8 protein-coding genes are annotated in these 19,079 nt (G+C 68.3%); 3 read left to right on the forward strand and 5 right to left on the reverse strand.

The genetic code is table 11. The features are described 5' to 3' along the window. The first annotated feature begins 623 nt into the window (after positions 1 to 623). Both IF00_RS0124595 and IF00_RS47095 read left to right on the forward strand, forming a co-directional pair. Positions 624 to 2,543, forward strand: a complete 1,920-nt coding sequence (locus tag IF00_RS0124595; protein WP_245234624.1) for a DNA/RNA helicase domain-containing protein — start codon at positions 624 to 626, stop codon at positions 2,541 to 2,543. A 260-nt stretch (positions 2,544 to 2,803) separates the two neighbouring features. Beyond that, positions 2,804 to 2,932, forward strand: a complete 129-nt coding sequence (locus IF00_RS47095) for a DUF6408 family protein (protein WP_245234619.1) — start codon at positions 2,804 to 2,806, stop codon at positions 2,930 to 2,932. 56 nt (positions 2,933 to 2,988) lie between these two features. On the opposite strand, the gene IF00_RS0124605 is transcribed toward IF00_RS47095, so the two are convergent. From IF00_RS0124605 to IF00_RS0124625, 5 genes are all read right to left on the reverse strand, one after another. Further along, on the reverse strand, positions 2,989 to 5,112 hold the full coding sequence (locus tag IF00_RS0124605) for a DUF2075 domain-containing protein (protein WP_245234625.1): 2,124 nt from the start codon (positions 5,110 to 5,112) through the stop codon (positions 2,989 to 2,991). 241 nt (positions 5,113 to 5,353) lie between these two features. Next, positions 5,354 to 7,492 (reverse strand): DEAD/DEAH box helicase, encoded by a 2,139-nt coding sequence (locus IF00_RS0124610; protein WP_030321486.1) that lies wholly within the window; start codon positions 7,490 to 7,492, stop codon positions 5,354 to 5,356. Next, positions 7,489 to 8,823, reverse strand: a complete 1,335-nt coding sequence (gene brxD / locus IF00_RS0124615) for a BREX system ATP-binding protein BrxD (RefSeq protein ID WP_030321487.1) — start codon at positions 8,821 to 8,823, stop codon at positions 7,489 to 7,491. Before brxD ends, IF00_RS0124610 begins: the two co-directional genes overlap by 4 nt. After that, positions 8,820 to 11,606, reverse strand: a complete 2,787-nt coding sequence (pglZ, locus tag IF00_RS0124620; protein ID WP_030321489.1) for a BREX-2 system phosphatase PglZ — start codon at positions 11,604 to 11,606, stop codon at positions 8,820 to 8,822. The genes brxD and pglZ overlap by 4 nt, the downstream gene beginning before the upstream one ends. Further along, positions 11,606 to 15,562 carry a BREX-2 system ATPase PglY family protein gene (locus tag IF00_RS0124625; protein WP_030321491.1) on the reverse strand — a complete coding sequence of 1,319 codons (3,957 nt, stop codon included), beginning with the start codon at positions 15,560 to 15,562 and terminating at the stop codon, positions 11,606 to 11,608. Before IF00_RS0124625 ends, pglZ begins: the two co-directional genes overlap by 1 nt. A gap of 226 nt (positions 15,563 to 15,788) precedes the next feature. On the opposite strand from IF00_RS0124625, the gene IF00_RS0124630 reads away from it, so the two are divergent. Beyond that, positions 15,789 to 19,076, forward strand: coding sequence for an AAA domain-containing protein (locus tag IF00_RS0124630; protein ID WP_030321492.1), 3,288 nt, complete (start codon positions 15,789 to 15,791; stop codon positions 19,074 to 19,076). Positions 19,077 to 19,079: the final 3 nt, after the last annotated feature.

Here is a 19,079-nt window from a genome sequence, read left to right on the forward strand (position 1 = left end):
GACATCCCCGAACCACGAGCCGACGATCTCATGCCCTTCTCGGACACTGAAGCCCGTTCGGCCCCTGATCGACCCGGACCGGACACCTCCTGGCCTCACGGAACGTCACTACCGAGAGGCGGATGGGGCAGGGGCAGCCAACAGCTCGGCAGCCAGTGCCCCAGCCCTCCACGTCGCTTACCGCCACACAGCCAAGGGCTCCGCGCGGCGGTCACCAACCGCACATGACGCCCCATCAGGCAACTCGCCGTTCGTGCGTCAAACGTGCGTCACGTGTGTCGAACATGCGTCGAGATACCGCACCTGACGCACCTGACACCCATCACACGCACTCGAAGAAAACCCAGGTCAGGCGTCCTTCTTCACCGGCTCAAGGATCGCCACGCACTCCACGTGGTGCGTCCCTGGGAACACATGGAGAGGCAAGCGACGGGGCAGGGTCACAGGTCAGAGTCCCCGTTTCGTCGGCGCAAGGGAGCTGCGTGCGTCAGCAGCGTCACCATCTCCCCACATCTGAGGTTGCCGACCAGCTCAGGCACCTGATCCATAGCCTGTTCTAGGATGGCGAAGACCATCTCAGCGGCCCGACGGGCTTCCGCTCCACTTCCGTGGAACCGAAGGATATGCCCCCACCCGCACGAGCTACTTCGTGCTGCCTGGGGGCACTTCCTTTGCTGTTCCGTGAGTCCGCGGCGTCGTTGGCCAACCGCACCCACCTTGAGGGACAGCTGGCCGAGCTCCTGACCGAGAACTTCCTGCACAAACACCGCCACCGGCCCCAGCCGTCAGAGGTGCGCTCTTGGCAGCGGAGCATCCCAGCACTCACCAACGCGCTTGTCGAAGCCGGGCTCGGTGAAGTCGAGATGCTGTTGGAGTACGCGCTGCCCCTGACCAGCAAGCGCGCGGACGTGATACTTGCCGGTGTCCATCCGAGTACCGGAGAGCCCTCGTACGTGGTGGTCGAGCTGAAGCAGTGGAGCGAGGCCTATCCGGAGGAGGACGATCCGCTGTTGTGCCGCATCGACGCCTACCCGCATCCGATCCTCAACCCGATCGAGCAGGTGCGCGGCTACTGCGACTACCTCATTTCGTTCAACGGAGCACTTGAACGGATCCCCGATTCGGTCGCGGGGGTCGCCTACCTTCACAACGCGACCGACTTCGGGGTGGCGGGACTCCGTGCCGTCACCGAGGACGATCGGGGCCGAATGTTCACCGGCGACCAGCGTGGTGCCTTCCTCGGCTACCTCCGCTCGAGGCTGGCGGCAAAGCCGGGTGCCGAGGCAGCCGACGCCCTGCTGCAGGGCAAGGTGCGGCCGTCGAGGCAGCTGATGGCCGTTGCCGCCGAAGAGGTACGCAACCGGGAGCAGTTCGTTTTGCTGGACGAACAGCGGCTCGCCTACGAAACGGTCATGTCGGCAGTCCGACAGGCCCGGCGGTCCAACCGCAAGCAGGTCGTCGTCGTGGCCGGCGGGCCAGGCTCCGGCAAGAGCGTGATCGCGCTCTCCCTGTTGGGCGACCTCTACCGGCGCGGGGTACCGGCCCTGCACGCCACCGGATCGCAGTCCTTCACCAAGACGATGCGCAAGGTCGCCGGTGCCCGCAAGCCGGAGGTCCAGCGGCTCTTCCGCTACTTCAACAGCTTCATGGAGGCTGAGCCGAACGACCTCGACGTGCTGGTCTGCGACGAGGCGCACCGGCTGCGCAAGACCTCCGCCAACCGCTACACAAAGGCGACTCTGCGGACCGGCCGACCGCAGGTGGCGGAGCTGATGGACGCCGCGCGGGTTCCGGTGTTCCTGCTGGACCAGCACCAAGTGGTGCGTCCGGGCGAGATGGGAACCGTGGAACAGATCCAGGAAGCGGCGGCCGAACAGGGGCTGGACTGCACGGTGGTGAAACTCGACAGCCAGTTCCGGTGCGGTGGCAGCGACGCCTACATGCGCTGGGTGGTAGACCTGCTGGGGCTCGAAGGAAACGCGCCCACCGTGTGGGAGTCGGACGACAAGGTACAGCTCCTGACCGCGGACACCCCCCAGGAGCTGGAGGACTTCCTGGCTGCCCGACGGGCCCAGGACTACGGTGCGCGCATGTCCGCGGGCTACTGCTGGAAGTGGACGACGAAGATCACATCCAGCATGCACACCCTGCCCACCGACGTGGTAATCGGCGACTGGGCCAAGCCGTGGAACCTCTTCGGCGACCGTGCCCTGCTCGGCGCTCCGCCGGCACCCCTCTGGGCCACCGACCCAGCAGGGTTCGGACAGGTCGGGTGCGTCTACACCGCTCAGGGCTTCGAGTACGACTGGTCAGGCGTGATCATGGGACCGGACCTCGTCTGGCGTACGGACCGATGGCTGGTGGACCGAAGCGCGTCCAAGGACCCGTCCTTCACCAAGGCCACCGCAGACGAGGACGTCGACCGTCTCGTCCGCAACACGTACAAAGTATTGCTGACCCGGGGCATGATCGGCACGATCATCTACTCGACGGACCCGGAGACCCGTGAGAAGCTCCGCTCGCTCATCCCCTCGACGCTGTGAGCGTCGTAGGCACCTGGGTCATGCCTGGTGCGCGCACATGCGACTGCAACTGCGGAATCCACACCCCAGCGTGGGCTCACGAGTTAGCATGATCGCGCTGCGCACCTTCCCGGAGGGTACGAGGCTGCGGTTCCTGAGCTCGCCCCAATGAGCTGCGGGTGAGGAATGGTTGTGCCCGTCGTGTGGTGACATGCGACGCGAGCGTGGATGCCCGGTAGGGCGTCCCCCTGCCATTCCGATCTCACTGCTTTGGAGTGGCCATGACCTCAGTCGAGTGCAAGCCTGCGCGTCGTGAACGGATCCGCGAGATCCTGATCGAGATCGCCGCCGCAGTCGTCTCCAATCTTTTGGTGACGGCCCTGGTGGCGATGGCAGGTCTGCTCTTCTAGTGCAGGCCGGTGGCGGGCCCGGTGAGTCCGCCACCTCACTTATGCGACAGCTCCTGTCAGAACAGCCTCATCTCAGGGGCTTGCGACCTCCCACCCTTCTGACGTCTCCCCTTGCCCCGCCCCCGCCCTCGGCCAGGCCTGGGCAGATGTGGTGTACGCGCCTCCACCGGCAGGTTCTCCCAAGTGGGACGCAGCCCGTGAATCTCGACTTTGCCGACGAGGCTCTTGAGATAGTCCCGGGTCTCCTGGTCCGTGGAATACAGCACCGTGGCACGACTGGCCCGGGTCATCAACACGTGATAGGCGTGCCGGACGAGACGCGCGAACTCGTCGTCATCGACACTGCCGGCCTTCACTTTGGGATCGAACGAACCGGGCTCTGCAACCCGCTTGATACCCGGATCTGCTGTCTTGAGCTCCTTGCCCCGCCGAAAGACCCACCGGTCACCGCGGCGCACCATGTCGTCACCCATGAGCACCCCGCACCAGTCCCATTCGAGTCCCTGCGCGGTGTAGACACAACCGATCTGACCCAGACCGTTCTCGTGCACGGACCAGATCCTCGACGGCGGAGCCTCGTTCTCGCAGAAGCTTTCACTGTCCGCGTTCCACGGCCGGTGCCACTCACCGATACGGACGTCGGCCTCCAGTCGTCGTTCCTTGCCGAGCGGCTTCGTCCACGGCCAGCAGTAGCCGGCGACCATGCGCCCGGACGCACCGGCCAGTGCTTCGACCCGAATGATCCGCTCCAGTTCTTCCGGGGTATCCACCACCTCGATGTGCATCAGTCCGTCAGGACGCCACTTGCCAGGCTCCTCGCCCGTCACGCCGAGCAACGCCTTCACCCAACGGACGTAGGCGTCGCTGCCCCCGCATCGGAACTGTTCCCTCAACTTGTAGGGAATGACGAGAGCGTTGTGCCGCTCGGCTGCGTCCTTGATCAGATCGACCGTTCCGACCTCGTTCGGTCTCACGGACTGTCCCTCGTCCAGGAAGAACACCGTCAAACGGGAAGCAGCCAGGAGCTCGTCGACCTGCGGTCCCGTGCCCTGCTCTTCGGGTTTCCAGAATCGGCTGGTCGACCGATCCCGGAGCCGGTGTGCCTCGTCGCAGATCAGCACGTCCAGGAGCGGGTCGGGTGGAGTGACGAAGCTGCTGAAGTAGGTGAACGTCTCCCTGAACTGCCGGTCCCCGTAGCCGACGTGTTCTTGGAGGGCCCCGTTGAAAGCCCGGCTGCCGCTGGCGTACTTGACCGTTCGGCCTTGAGCCTCCAGCTCCGCCTTGATCTGCAAGCCGATCGCGCTCTTCCCGGTTCCCGCCCCGCCCGTCACGAGGAAGACCACACGCCGCTCGTCCGGTACCAAGGCCGGACGTCGAGGGTCCGGTAGGACCCTCGAAGCAGTCTCCAGGACTCGATCCGCGACCTCCTTCTGCCGTCCCCGCAGGGTGAAGACTGTGTCGGCTCCGCGGGACCAGATCATGGCATCCAGCAGCGGAGTATTGCGCAGGCCCATGCTCTGCAGCATCCTCTCGGCCGTGGAGGCCGCGCCGTCCTCGGCGAAGTTCATCCTGAGGTCGGACAACAACTGATCGCGTCGGTCACTCGTGTAGACGCGGGCATAGGCCCCCGTCGGCGCGTCCACGTCGATCAGGGTTCTTACGGATTCGTCGGTGGCGTTGTGCAGGTAGGCGAAACCACCGCATTCGAAGTCAGCGCCCTGGAACGGGCCTCGAGGGCTTGTGAACGCCTCATAGTTCGCACCCAGTTGCAGCGCCGGATGCTTCTTCTCCTCTTTGATACCTGGCACATGCAAAAGGTCCGCGGTCGCCCGTTCCACTCGGCTCACCGTCGACCAACGTTTCAACTCGACCAACTGCACGGAGGGCACGTGGCGCTCTGGATGGCGCCCCACCAGAACGACGTCGACAAGGCGGGGATCGCCGGGGCAGACCGCCTCGTCGAGGGTGGCCGCACACTCGACGATCATCTCCACGTTCCCCCGTCCCGCTGCGACCAGGTCGCTCGCGAGGCTCACCAGGCTCTCCGCCCAGGCAGAACGCTCCGACTCCGAGGCGTCCGCTCCCCGGAAGTAGCGCCATCGGGCGGCAAGATGCGGCACCATCCGGTCGCGCGAGTCGAGAGTGAGCAGATCCTGAGCCGACAGTCTCAGAAGGAGCATGGACACGAGATGGTTCCCCCAGGGCACGAGTGACTCGTGCGGGTGGGGGCATGTCCTGTCCAGGAAGCCCGTCGGGCCGCAGTTCGGTTGTGGTGATCTTAGGTAGTGCCTGGCGTGCCGAGAACATCACGACGGCTGTCGGCCGGAACTGTGGCGATCGTGGCTAGATCAAGCGGTGCGGGTCACGGGGTACCCCTTGAAGCCCGGCACCACGGAAATTGACGTCCCATCCCAGGCGGTCTCATTGCCCAGCGATCGAGACGAATCGCACAGGTTCGGACAACACGGCAGCCGCAGACTCCGAGCCGGCCAGACGGGCGGAAAGCGTCGCTTCCGCCAGCCTCGGCGGCAGCGCCTCTGCGAACTTCAGACCCCGTACAGCCCGCTCATCGACTGCGGGAAGACAAAGCCGGTCGGCCGCACCGGCCGTGTGACTCTTCCAGGACGCCGGCGTCACGTCCTCACGCAGCCGGATCCAGTGATCATTGACGCGTTGGCCCGGCACCGCCACCTCATCAAGGGTGGCCGTCAGTGTGGCGTTGGCCCGGTGTCCCGCCCACGTCCACCAACGCATGCGACCATCGGCATCCCGGATGATGAGCGTGCCTCCCGGATGTACCCGCTCCAGGAAGTGCTCACGCGCTTCGCTCAGGGTCCGGACCGCCCGCTGCGTGAGTTTCACGGGTGGGGCTGTGCCCAGCAGCACTTCGCGTACCGCCCGCGACACTTCGAACGATGCTCCGGGGCCAAAACCGGCGCTGCTCCACTTCGCCTTTCCTCCCCCGTCCACGGGCTCCACGAAGCAGCGCTTTCGCCGCCAGTCGATGTACGTGACCAGCCAGCTCCGTCCGCCGAGCAACAGGCGGCGCGGCCCGTTCACCCGCTCGGTGAGCAGGCTGGGATCGGTTCGGCCGATCTCCAACCGGCCGTGCAGCACGGTGAATTGCGGAGGCGCAGTGAAAACTGCCGTGAGATGCATGAAATGGCGGTGACCAAAACGTCGTTCGGCTTCGGGGCCGATAAACAGGAGTCCTCCGTCCCGGTCCAGATATCCCTCGTCGACCAGATGTCGCGCGATCGGTTCTGCGGCGCCACCGAAGGGTCCGAGACCGTTCCACCACTCCTGCCACAGGTTCTCGCCCACTCGGTGCTCCTGCAGACAGAGAGCAAGCAATTGCTGCGCGACGATGTGGCGCGGCTCAGGAGGGGCGATCACGGGCTCTACCCATCCCCGGGACCACTGCAGCAGCAGCCCTGCCGCGTCCAGGAGCCCGGATTCGCCCAGCGCCAGGAAGAGGCAGTTCCTCAAGGTGTCTGCCCTGCGCCCGGTACGGCCGAGCCGCTGGAGGAAGGAGGCGACCGAGGATGGCGCGTCGATCTGGATCACCCGGTCCAGATCGCCCACATCGATGCCGAGTTCCAGCGTGCTGGTCGAGATGATGACGCAGTCGCGTTCTTCCGCGAAGGCTGTCTCCGCCCGTCTGCGTTCCTCGAGAGAGAGCGAGGCATGGGACAGGAAAGCCGTGATCCCCTTCGCGCGGAGTTTCTCTCCCAGTTCCTCCACGAGCCTTCGTGACTCGCAGAAGACAAGACGCTTCTCTCCCCTGTGGAGCGAGGCAATGACCGTGGCCGCGTTGTCGAGGGAACCGACGTAGTCGAGCTCGATGTCACCCGGCGGCATGACGGCGGTATCCCCTGCCGCCGACGGCCCTGGTCCGGCCAGGTGCGGGGCTACGACCTGGGCCGGCCGTTTCCCTGCGCCCGATCCCTGGAGCCACGTGAGCAGCTCCTCCGGGTTGCCGACCGTCGCCGAGAGCCCGATGCGCTGGAGGGGCCGGCCCACCACCCGTTGCATCCGTTCGAGGACTGCGAGGAGATGCCACCCTCGGTCGTCTCCGGCGAAGGCGTGCACCTCGTCGACCACCACTGCCCTGAGCCCCGAGAAGAAGGACGCATGGTCGACATTGGCGCTGACCAGCATCGCCTCCAGCGACTCAGGGGTGGTCAGCAGGATGTCCGGGCGCTCGGCCAGGATGCGCTTCCTGGCCCCGGCGGTGGTGTCACCGTGCCAGAGCGCGGCCGTACGTCCCAGCCATGACGTGTAGTTCTCCAGGCGCGGGAGCAAATTGTTGAGCAGGGCCTTGAGCGGGCAGACGTACAGCACCGAGGTGCCGGTCCACCGGTTCTTCGCCATGCGCGAGAGGAGAGGGAAGCACGCAGCTTCCGTCTTTCCCCCGGCTGTCGGAGCCAGGAGTACGGCGTCGTCGCCTGCGAGGACCGGTGCTACCGACTCCTCCTGAAGCGGACGCAGGCTGCGCCACCCCAGCGTGTTGACGATGTGGTGGACGAGCGCCGGGTCCAGCTCGCCGGAGGCGCTCACGGCAGCTCCAGTTCGATGTCATCCGCACGCCCTGCAGCCGCGTTGCGCTCTGTTTCCGTGAGTTCGGACGAGGTGACGGTGAAGGCGTAGTGGAGCCGTGGGTCGAAGTCCTCGAACTCGTCCACCCGGTCCAGGACGTCGGCGACCAGCTTCCGCAGGAATACCCGGGGTGCGACTCCGACCTTCCCACCGAGTCCGCCAGTAACAGCCACGGCAAGGTCGCCGATGTACGCGTCGTCGACCCGCTCGCTGATCCGGTCCGGATGACGCGCCTCTTCCCGGTACAGGTTCCGCACTGCTCGGCCGAGTTCGCCGAGATGAGGAAGATCGAAGCCTGCCAGACGAAGCTGGACCGCACGAGGGGAGTCGAAGCGGGGGTCCGTGGTGAAGTCGGTGGCGAGCCGTTGCGCGAGGGGGGCGAGTCGCTGAGCTCCCTGTTGGCCGTCGTAGAACGCCGGGGTTCCTGTGATGACGAGGAAGAGTCCGGGGAAGCGTCCGGCGTCGATCTCGTCGAGAAGTTGCCGCAGAGCGTTGAGCCCCTTCTCCCGAACGTCGCCTCGGACGCGTTGCAGCGTTTCGATCTCGTCGAGGACGAGGAGCAGTCCGGGGTGGCCACAGTCACGCAGCACGGTGAGGAGCCCCTGGAGGAAGCCGAGTGCCGCGAAGTGATCGAGGTCCCCACGGACGCCGGCCGTACGACGCGCAGAGGCTGCGACGGACTTCTGTCCGCCCAGCCAGGCGATGAGCGCTTCGGCGGTGGCTCCGTCCCCAGCCGCGACGGCCCTGCGGTAGCCGCGCAACGCCGCGGCAAAAGCAGGCGTGGTGCGGGCGACTTCCGCCAGCCGTCGTTCCATCAGCGCGTCAACCGCCTCGGCAAGCCCCGCCTCGTCCTCTTCGTCGGCCTCTCCGGCGTCGAGGACTTCCTCCTCCAAGGTGTAGAACCACGAATCGACCACCGCGCGCAGGGCACTGGGCTGATGTGTTGCGGTGGTCAGCCGCTCGGTCAGCCTGCGATAGACCGTCTCCAGCCGGTGCAGCGGAGTCTCCGTCTCGGAGATCTGCACTTCGGCCGTAGCCAATCCCGCTCTCTTCGCGCGTTCGGCAAGCCAGCGGGCGAAGAAGGTCTTGCCGGAACCGTAGTCTCCACGAATCGCGTGGAAGGCGGCCCCGCCCCGCGAGGCCGTCGCCAGGTCGTCGTCGAGTGCCGCTTCGAAGCGACCGAGGCCGACCGCGAGGAGGTCGAGACCCGCTTGGGGCACGGTTCCGCGCCGCAGCGCGTCGATGACCTCCCGCCGTCGGACCGCGCTGGCCTGGGCCACGGGGCCCGTCATCGTGACCCCTGAGTCGGCAGGAACTGCCCGCGCAGCAGTGTCTCGTCCAGTTTGACCGTGTGACCGCCGTCGATGAATCCGAGCACGGGGTAACCCTCGACGTTCAGAAGCCGCTGGACAGTGGCGACGAAGCCCTCGATGTTTCGTCGCACACGTCCGGTGGCCGAGATCGCTGCCGCCAGGGCGGCCGGGGACATGGTGCCGCCCGCTGCCACCAGCTCATCGATCACGGCCGCCACGATCTTTACTTCCGGCGCCTTGCGAACGTACGCCTTCTGCGCCTCGTAGACCTCGCTCGCCACCACCTGGTCGCCAAGGCTGAGCGGTGCGGCCAGGAGTTCCTCGCCACCGCGCCCGTCGGCCGTCACTACGTCCGCGTCCGTGAACAGTCCCTCGGACTGCTTCGGAGTCTTGCTCTGCTTGGGCTTCGAGGAGGTGACTTCACCTGCCGTAAGAGGCTCCGCCTCCGTCGCAGTGGCGGCAGAAGACCACCACCACGAAGGTGCTGCCTGCTCCCGGGGAAGCGGATCCCATCCCTGAGGCGCCAGCTCGGCCGAGGGTGCGAGGACCAGCACGGGCACGGTTACTTCGGCCAGGGCAGCACCGCCGTGGTATCCGGCCCGGCGACCCGAGTAGCGGATGTTCTCGCGCCAGGGCGCGACGATCGTCCCGTCGCCATCCAGCACGCGGGGGCCTCGCAGGGCTACTTCCCCCTCCCGGGCATCCGAGCCTGGCCGCCAGCGGGCAGACCCGACCGGCCTGTCAACCTCGACCGGGGCACTGCCCGGTTCACGCTCCAGAACGTGTCCGTGGTCGGATGTCAGAACGACGGGTCGCCCGTAACTACGGGCCGCGGCCAGCAGTTCGCGCAGATAGGTGACGTCGTGCAGCGACCAGGCGGTGCGCTGGCCCTGCTGCCCGGAGTCGAGAGCGTCGTCGATCGTGTTGAGGACGACTCCGACGACGGCATCCGAGGCGAGGGCGAGCAGTAGTTCCGGGGCAAGGAAATGCCCGGCGTCTCCGCCGATCGAGGCCTTGTGGAAGAGCTCGGCGTCCTTGCGACGCTTCCTCCAGAAGGCAGTGAAGCCGGATGATTCCACTGACTGACCGCCCGCTACCGCAGCCCCTGTCAGCAGTGAGGTCCGGCTCACCTGGGTCACGGAGGGGAAAGTCGTAACCGCCGCGAGGCGCTGTGCGGGTTCGCCCTGTGCCGGACGCGGAATGATCTCCCGCCAGCCCTCGCGTTCCGTCTCCTCACCGAGCTGGGCCGCAACGGCACTGTTCATACCGTCCAGCACGATGAGAAGGGGGGCCACGCCGGCGGCCAGCGGTCGCACGACGGTCTCCAGGACGTTCTCGACCACGAGAGCGCCGCCCGGCTGCTGAGCGGTGGCATGGAGTGTCCACCCCGCCAGTTGCCGGGCGAAAGCCTCGTCCAGTGCTTCCCTACGGTCCCGCCCTTCGGCGTACAGCGCGCGCAGATGCCGCGCGGCTTCCCGGTCGCCCCCGGGATCGCCGCTCCACAGCACCGTGAGCGCCCGGTCGGCCCAGCCCCAGTCGGCTCCGTGCGCTGCGACTCCGGCCGCCACCCCTGTGACGGCGGGTACGGGCAGGCGCAGCCAGCGTGCGAGGCGTACGGCCATCTCCGCGACCCGTACGCGGTCGGGGAAGAGCCCGGCCAGGGCATGCCCCTTCAGGTCTGCGAGTTCGTTCTCGCCCGCGTCCGGAGACTGGCGGGCTGCCGCGATCACCGCCCCCAGCTGGGCTGCGAAGCTGGAGGGGAGAAATCGGCTGGCGGCCAGGCCCGTCGTGAGGCCCGCGTCGCGTGCCAGCTCATCGGCCCGGTCGAGTACCGCGAAGACGCGCTGTCTGGCACTGTCGCTGCTGCGTGCCTCGGAGATCCAGCGGATCAGTGTCCCTTCCACCGAGTCCGTGAAAGCGGTGAGTTCGGCGCGCCGAGGGCGTGCCTGACCGAAGAGTCCGCCGACGGCGAGGACCGTGTCCGGGCTCGCCGCCGGATCGCGCAGCGCCGCGCCGAGCAAGCCGAGTGCCATGGCGTCCGCCCCCCGCCCCGTTTCCGCGAGCGCGAGCAGCACCGGTACCGCAGGGCCGGCCACCTCGCCGAGCCACTTCTTCAGCTCGTCCCGTTCGACGTCCTTGAGTTCGGCGAATCGGCGGGGGCCTGCCGTCGTGCGGGACCATGCCAGCAGGGAGTCCGCGTCGATGGCGGTTTCTCTCGACGTGTCCGCGGAGCCTGGGGTCCGGGCCAGCCCGAGGCGTACGACGACCAGGGCGCGCAGGGCCGAGTCCCGGGTGAGCACCCCCGCGGCTCTCGGCCAGCCGCCTTCAGCAGGTTCGGCGTCGAGCAACGCTTCCAGCAGCCAGTCCTCGCGGTACATCCGCATGTCCAGGCCGGCGGCACCGAAGCGCTGCAGGACGATCTCGGCTCGGTCCACGGTGAGCGTGCGACGGCGCACCGCGTGTCCGCGCAGGTCCCAGCCGAGCTGTGCGTCGTCCACCCCGGTGGTGACCACGAGCAGGCTGCCCGGGGCTGCGTCCGCGCGGTGCTCCTGCCACGCGGCGAGCAGGCCGAGGACGGACGACTCGTCTCGCACGCTCACCCGCCGCGGCTCACCGCCCACCGTAGCGGTGAAAGCGCCGGTGGCCCCAGGTGCGTAGCGGCCGTGGATCAACATCAGAGAGCGGTCGCGCAGCGCGGAAGCGTTCTTTTCCAGTAGGGCTTCGATCGTGCGGCGGCCGACCTGCGGAAGAGGTTGGACCATCAGTTGCCTGCCTCTTCGGTGTCGGCCGTCCCGGCATCGGCCTCGACGACCTGCCACGAGACCTGGACGCGGGCGCCGGGATGAGCGGTGAGGAAGGTGCGGAGCTCGCTGCTGAGTTCCGCGACGGTGGCAGCCAGACTGGCTTCGAGCCGCGTCGGTTCGACGAGGTACGCACCGTGGGAGCCCGGCGGGCCGGGGGTGGGTGCGACCGGCCCGGTAGGAGCGGCAGGCCCTGGCCACGCTGCTCCCTGTCGGGGGTCCACCGCCTGGGGCGAGACGGTGGGCACCGACGGGTTGCCGTGCTCGGTGAGCCGGATGTCCTCGGCGGTCGGTTGCGCCGGGGCCGGCGGCGCAGTCACCGGCTGCGCCGCCTGGGCGAGCCTGGTGGCCTCCCTCATCAGTGCCATGGCCGAGCCCTGGATGCCGGCGAGGACCGGGGCGAGGGATTCGTCGCGGGACTCATGGCTGTTCGCCACACGTTGGACGGTTGCCAGGAGTCCGCGGGCCCGGTCGCCGACGGAGTCGTCGCGCGTCGACAGTTCATGGACTGTGTCGAGTAGCGGAGGCCATTCCTCTGAGTGGAGCTCGGAGAGCACATCGGGCGCCTGCTTGAGGGCAGCACCGATCTCCTCGTCGCCGACCTCGTAGGCGATGCTTGCGATCTCCTGGACGACGAGGGTCGGATCGCCGGTGCGCTGTACGCGGGCCATGAGATCGGCGGCGGCTTTCAGGGACTGAAGTCGCGGCGCCTGCACACCTCCGGGCCCCTCCAGGCCCAGCCGGCCGGCGTGCTTCTGCAGCAGGTCGCGCACCCCTGCAACGGCTTTGCGGTGTTCGTCCGCGACACCCCGCACCTTGTTGGCGAGCTGGGCGACGTTACGGGCGAAGAGCACCGGCGAAACGTGCACCCCGAAGATGACACCCGCCCTGCGCAGAGCATTGCTGAACGTGTCCTCGTCCGGCAGCGCCACTGCCCGCAGCCCATAACCGGGGCCGATCTTGTCGAGCTCGGGGGCCTGCGGAATCGTGGAGGTCTGGTAGATCCAGGTGCGGTCGTCGACCAGCGCGTAGGCGGCGATGAGCAGGTTGCCGACGTGGCGGTCGAGCCCTTCGTAGCCCATCTCGGAGATCCAGGTACGGATGGTCTCCACGGCGAGATCGCCGTCGGCGTCGGCACTCTCCGCGGCCCGCTTGTTGATGCGCAGCCGCCAGTCGTTGGTGACGACGAGCGGACCGTCGTGCACCTCTCCGAGACCGAGCGCGTGCACGATCTTCCGGACCTTCTCCAGGTGGTGGCCGTCGACGACCACCCGCCGCGACCCGTCCTCCATCGCCCGGGTGATCCATTCAAGCGTGGTCTTGAGGTCGCCCAGGGTGATGGGCTTGCGGGTCAGCCGGGGGTCGAAATCGGGGTGCTTGGGGTAGCGCGCCGCGTACATCTCGTCGGCGAGCAGCAGCAGGTTCTGTTCGAACCCGACGGCAGGTTCCGGCCGGGTCCGTTCGAAACCGCGCTGGAGGGAGATCAGATGCTGCCCCTCCGGTACCTGCGCACCGACCGTGCCGGGCTCGGCCCGGTTGATCCCGTACAGCTCCAGGAGCGATGTGGTGAGCCGTTCGGTGAGGCTGTCCCGCGAGGCCTTGAGCTGGTTGCGGATCTGAGTACGTTCCTCTGCGGGGCGGGTGGCGGTGTGATCCTCCAGCCGGTCCCGCTCCAGCAGGTAGTTGATCTTCAGGAGGCGGCCGAGCTGCCGCCCCGTCTGCTCGGAGAAGAAGTCGGGCAGCCAGACGAGGACGGGCTCGTTCCGACCGGCCCTCCGGAGCTTGTCGACACGCTGGACGTCGTCCATGGGTGAGTGGTCCGCGTCGTCGAAGGGGTAGTCGAAGACGATGCGGATGTTGCCCGGCAGCTGCGGCGTGAACTCCTCGTCCGGCAGGTGGGTGTCACGCACGTTGCCGAAGACCAGCTCGACCCGGCGCCTGGTGCCGCGCCAGACGACCTCCCGCTCACAGACGAAGGACTCGGTGTCCTTGACTCCCAGCGCCCGCCACAACTGGTCCTTGATCCACTGACGGCGGTAGCCGAGCTGGTCGGCGGCTCCCTGAACCTCTTCGAGGAGGGGCTCCACGTCCAGATCCGAGAGGTGCAGGTGGAAGACGGGATCGCTGGTGTCCCCCTCGCTGCGCAGCTCTCCGTCGTATTCCACCTGGAGATCCCGCAGCCGCTTGACGGCCACGGAGCCCGCGTCGCCGACCCGGGTGCGAATCGCGCCGTGGTTCAGCGCGGCGAGCCGGCTGCCGGTGAGGCGGGTCAGCGCGGGCACATTGGGGGCGAGGGCTGCCAGCAGCAGCGTCTTGACCAGCCGGTCGTCGGTCTGGAAGCGCTTGTCGTCCTTCGACTTGTACTTCTCCAGAAGGGTGTCCTTGACCCGACCGTGGAAGCGGTGCGCGATCTCCGACTCGCGGCGCAGCTTGGGCGTGAAGGCCGCGCCCGTGCGGTCCGCGATGACGTCGTACAGGTCTCCGAGCGGGATCAGCTCCCCGAGCTTGAGGTCGTCGCGACGCCGGCGCAGCAGCTCCTGCACCAGCTTCAGGCCGGTCCGCTCGCGCTGCAGGGCGCCGGAGAGGTCGACGAGCACGTTCAGCAGGGCCGGGGAGAGCGGGTAGAGCTCGCGGAAGTCGTCCCAGCTGGCCTCGGTGCGGCCCTGCGCGTCGAGGAGCACTTGGCGCACCTCGTCGTTCGACGACTCCACGATCTTGAACGCGTCGTCGCGGACGGACTCCATGCCCGGCTTGGGGGAGAGCACGCGGTGCTTGATGATCTCGACGAGGTTGCTGTCCTCGAGGTCGACGACGTCGAAGCGTTCGGCGAGGTACTCGATCTGCTGCTCGAGGTTCTCCACGTCGGCACCGGCCACATCGCTGCCGATGAGCTGGGACAGGTCCCGCTGGCGGGAGATGAACGACACGATCGGCACCGGCCGGCCGCTGTCCGCGGACTCGATCAGCTTGACCAGCCGCTGCACCTGGTCCCGGACGAAGTCCTGCTTGCCCATGTTCGCCTGGAGCCACAGCACCAGCTCGTCCAGGAAGAGCACGACCCCGGTGTAGCCGAGAGCCTGGGCATGCCGGGAGATGATCTTCAGGCCGTTCTCCAGCGGCACATAGGCCCCGGCCTCACCGCGTACGCCCTGAGCGTACGAAGCCATCGGCCCGGCCAGCAGCGCGGAGACCAGCTTCTCCCGGTACGGGTCGTCCACGGCGGAAGCGGTGAACGCCCGGTCGAAGTCGGTGCTGCTCCAGCCGCCCGCAGCCGACACGCCGGTACCCGCGTCCAGCGGCGCCATGTCGTCGGGGTCGGCTTCCACGGGCGCGGCGCTGCTGGGGGCAAGCGCCGCAGCCCCCTTGCCCAGCCACTGCAGGAACTTCGCGTCGTCGGCCAGGAACGCCCGCTGGGCCCGGGCGTCGGCGAGCAGGGCGTCGGCCCGGTAGACGGGGGGCAGCGGCTCGTCGGGGTGGAGTTCGCGCACGGTGTGCACGTAGCCGCCCAGCAGCGCCGAGTCGAGGTCGGTGGAGCCGACGAGGTGGTAGGGAACCATCAGGAACCGGCTCTGCCGCAGCCAGTCCTGGTGCGGGGCGACCACCTCCATGAGGCGGGGCTTGGCATGCACCGCGGAGTGGTTGTTGAGCACCGCGTGCAGCACGGACAGGAAGTGGCTCTTACCGGAACCGAAGGAGCCGTGCAGATAGGCCGCGTGCGAGTTCCCCGTACGGACCGCGTTCGACACGATGCTCAGCGCGTGCCGGAAAGCACCCTGGAGCTGTTCGGTGACGACGTACTCGGCAACCCGTGCGTCGGTCTCGCTGAATCCCTGAGAGAGCTCGATCTTGAAGTCGCCCGCATGGACGTCTTCCTTGATGTCGATGACATCCTTCAGGAAGAGCTCGCTCGTAGGCATCAGGCGATCAGTCCCTCGGTCGGTGGCTTGGCGTACGTCACACGGTGTGCGCTGGTCGGCACGCCTCAATCTTGCCAGGCCCACGGCTTGCGGGACCCGGCCCCCGCAAGATCCACGCCACTCCAGGGCACCCTCGGTCACTTCTCCCTCTTCACGGGTCACGCTCCGTGCCGCTGGGTAGATTGGCCGCCGGGGTAAGGGGTTCCGACGGGGGCGGGGGCGGTACGTGGGGTGGCGCGAGGAGATCACTACGGCGCTCGGCGAGTGGATCGCGATCGAGGGCGGTGCGGGAAGGCAGCCCCGGTGGCAGCGCATCGCGCGCGCGGTCCGCACCGGGGAGCCCGGAGGATTCGCGGTGGACCTCCGGGGTTCCGACATCGGCCCGGACCAACTCGACGGCCTGCGGCTCTCCGGCCCCGAAGCCGACGACATCGAGGCGAACGGCTTCGCCGTCTCCGAGGCGGTGCAGAACGGCTCGCTGCTCACCCTGCGCGTGGCAGAGTTCGCCGATGTCGCGGACCCTCATGTGTGGATGCTGAAGCAGCCGCCCACCTTCCTCATCGAGGCCTTGCGCGACGGTATCGCCGGGCTCGGCGAAGCCCCTCTGGCCGCCGCGCTGGCCGGCCGGGCCATCGGCGGGACACCCGCGCAGGCCCCGGATCCGCCCGGTTTCCATCCCGCGCAGGGGGATGCGTACCGGGCCTGCCTTGGCTCGGGTGTCCTGCTGGTGTGGGGACCGCCCGGCACGGGCAAGACCACCGTCCTCAAGCGCGCCATCGGCGACCTGATCGCCCGGGGTGACCGGGTGCTGCTGGTCTCCGCGACCAACATCGCCGTGGACAACGCCCTGCTCGGAGTGGTCCGGGAGAAGCGCCACAGCCCGGGCGACATCGTCCGCGTGGGCCCGCCCCACCTGCGGGAGGTCGCCGAGGACGCCTCGGTTTCCCTGCCGCTGATGGTCCGGGAGCGCCTGGCGGAGGTCGCCGAGCGCCGCCGGACGGTCGAGGCCGAACTCGTCGCCGCCCGGAACCGGGCCGACCAGCTGGCCGCCCTGAACACGGTTCTGGCCGGTTTCGATCCCGCCGCCTACTTCGCTGCGCTGAAACTGCTGCGCACCCCGGGGCAGGACCTGGCGGCTGCTCTGGGGCGGGTGGCCTCGGCCGAGACCCGGTCGGCGGAAGCGGTACAGAGCTACGCGGATGCCGCGCGGGTGGCGCAGGAGGCGTCCGACCGCAGCGCGGCCACGGATGCGTCGCGTGAGCAGTGGAAGCAGGTCGAAGGGCTGCGCAAGGAGCAGGTCCGGGTCCGGCTGGCAGCGGAACGCCGCGAAGCCGCCGCGCTGCTGACGGAGGACTCCTGCGGTGAGCTGCGGGAGGAGTTACAGGAGCTCGAAGCCTTGGGCCCGGTGGCCCGGTGGCGTAAGCGGGAGAAGATCACGGAGCTCCAGCAGCAGCTGCACGACGCCGAGCAACAAGCGATCAGGGACCGCCGCGCGGCAATGGACGCGCGTACGACGGCGACCACCCACATAGCGACGCTCGACACCCGGATCGCCGCACTCATATCCGCCATCCCGTACACCCCGCAGCAGATCGACAGTCTCGAAGCCGACGCGGAAGCCAAGCTGATCGCGGCGGAACGTGCCCAGGAACTGTGCCAGGTCTGGGACCGGGAGTCGGCCGAAGCCACCCAGGCGGCCTCGCAGGCCCAGGCTGCACACGATCTGACCGCAGAAGCCGTCCGGTGGGGGTGGCCACAGCGGTACGACCGGGCTCAACGGCTGCGCCCGGCCGTGGCGGCCGACGCCGCCGGACGCCCCGCGCTGGAGAAGCAGTACGAGGAAGTCCAGGAGGAGTACGAACGCCTCGCCCGCAACGCCCAGGGCGAGATCATCAAGGGCGCGAAGCTGGTCGCCACGACCCTCGCCAGGTTCCGCACCAACCGGGCGGTCTTCGAGGGCCCGTACGACGTCGTCCTGGTGGACGAGGCGGGCGCCGCCACCCTGCCGGAGGTACTGCTCGCAACGGGAAAGGCAGGCCGTGCCGCCGTCCTGCTCGGGGACTTCATGCAGCTGGGTGCGGTCATCCCGCCTTCGCTCAAGGAGCCGGACCGGGACGACATCAAGCGATGGCTGCTCCCCGACGTCTTCCAGCACTGCGGGATCGTCGAGCCGGCGGACGCGCAGGCGCACCCGGCGTGCGTCACCCTCACCGAGCAGCACCGCTTCGGCCCCGCCGTGATGAAACTGGCCAATGATCTGGCGTACGGCGGCGTGCTGCGCGGCGGCAGCCAGGCGCGGGCGGCGCGACCGGCGGACGACCCCGAGATCGTCCTCATCGACACGGACGGCCTGCACGAACTGGCCAGGGCCCATCTGACGGGAAGCCGGAAGGGGTGGTGGCCGGCAGGTTCCCTCATCTCCCGGGCGCTGGTGGAACTTCACCGGGAGAACGGCGAGGAGGCGGGCATCGTCACCCCGTACGGGGTCCAGGCCGAGGCCACACTGGAGGCCCTGCGCGATGTCGAGGGCTCCGGGCGGCCCCTGGCCGAGGTGGGCACGGCGCACCGGTTCCAGGGGCGGGAGTTCGACGTCGTCATCTTCGACACCGTGGAGGGGGCGGACAGCAGGGAGCTGTGGATGGCCCTCGCCCACCGGCAGCCCGGAGCCGACGAGTGGAGGCGCAACGGCGTACGGCTCTTCAACGTAGCCGTCACCCGGGTCAAGACCCGGCTCTACATCATCGGCAGCTGGGAACGTATCCGCGGGGCCAAGGCGGGAACCGCCCTCGCGCAGCTGGCCGGGATGATCGGCACCCCGGGCGTCCGACGCCTCCAGGCCAAGCACCTGGTCACCCCACCGCACGCGCCCACCACGTACCGGGGCGAGTTCGGGGCCGCGCTCGCCGAGGTGCTGAGCCGGCACGTGGAGGTGACGGGGATCGACGACGAGCGGGACTTCTACCGGGCCTTCACGGACCAGATCCGGCAGGCGCGTGAGTCGCTGTGGTTGTGGGCCCCGTGGGTGGCGAACCGGCTCCGCTCCCTGCTGCCCGAACTGCGGGACGCTGTCGGCCGCGGAGTCCGCGTCACCGTCTTCATCCGCGACGACACGGACAAGCTCCAGCGTCAGGACAACAACCAGTCGCTCATCGCGGACCTGCGTGCCGTGGTCCACACGGTCGTCCCGATGTACGTGATGCACCAGAAGATCGCGGTGATCGACGAGCGCACGGTCATGCTCGGCAGCCTCAACGTGCTCTCGCAGCACGACACACGGGAGGTGATGCTGACGATGCGGGGCTCCCACTTCGCCCGGAAGCTGCTGGAGCACGAGCACGCGGAGGTGTTCGCCCGCCCGCCGAAGTGCGGTCGGTGCAAGGGCACGGAGATCGAGATCCGCCGCTACAAGCAGCGCAACTGGATCTGGCGCTGCTATGCCACCGCCTGCAAGACCACCGCGAAGGGCAGCTCGAACGCCTGGACCCAGGACATCCGGCTGCCGGGCTCGCGCTGAGCA

It is taken from the genome of Streptomyces flavochromogenes, assembly GCF_000717595.1.
Classification (GTDB): domain Bacteria; phylum Actinomycetota; class Actinomycetes; order Streptomycetales; family Streptomycetaceae; genus Streptomyces; species Streptomyces flavochromogenes.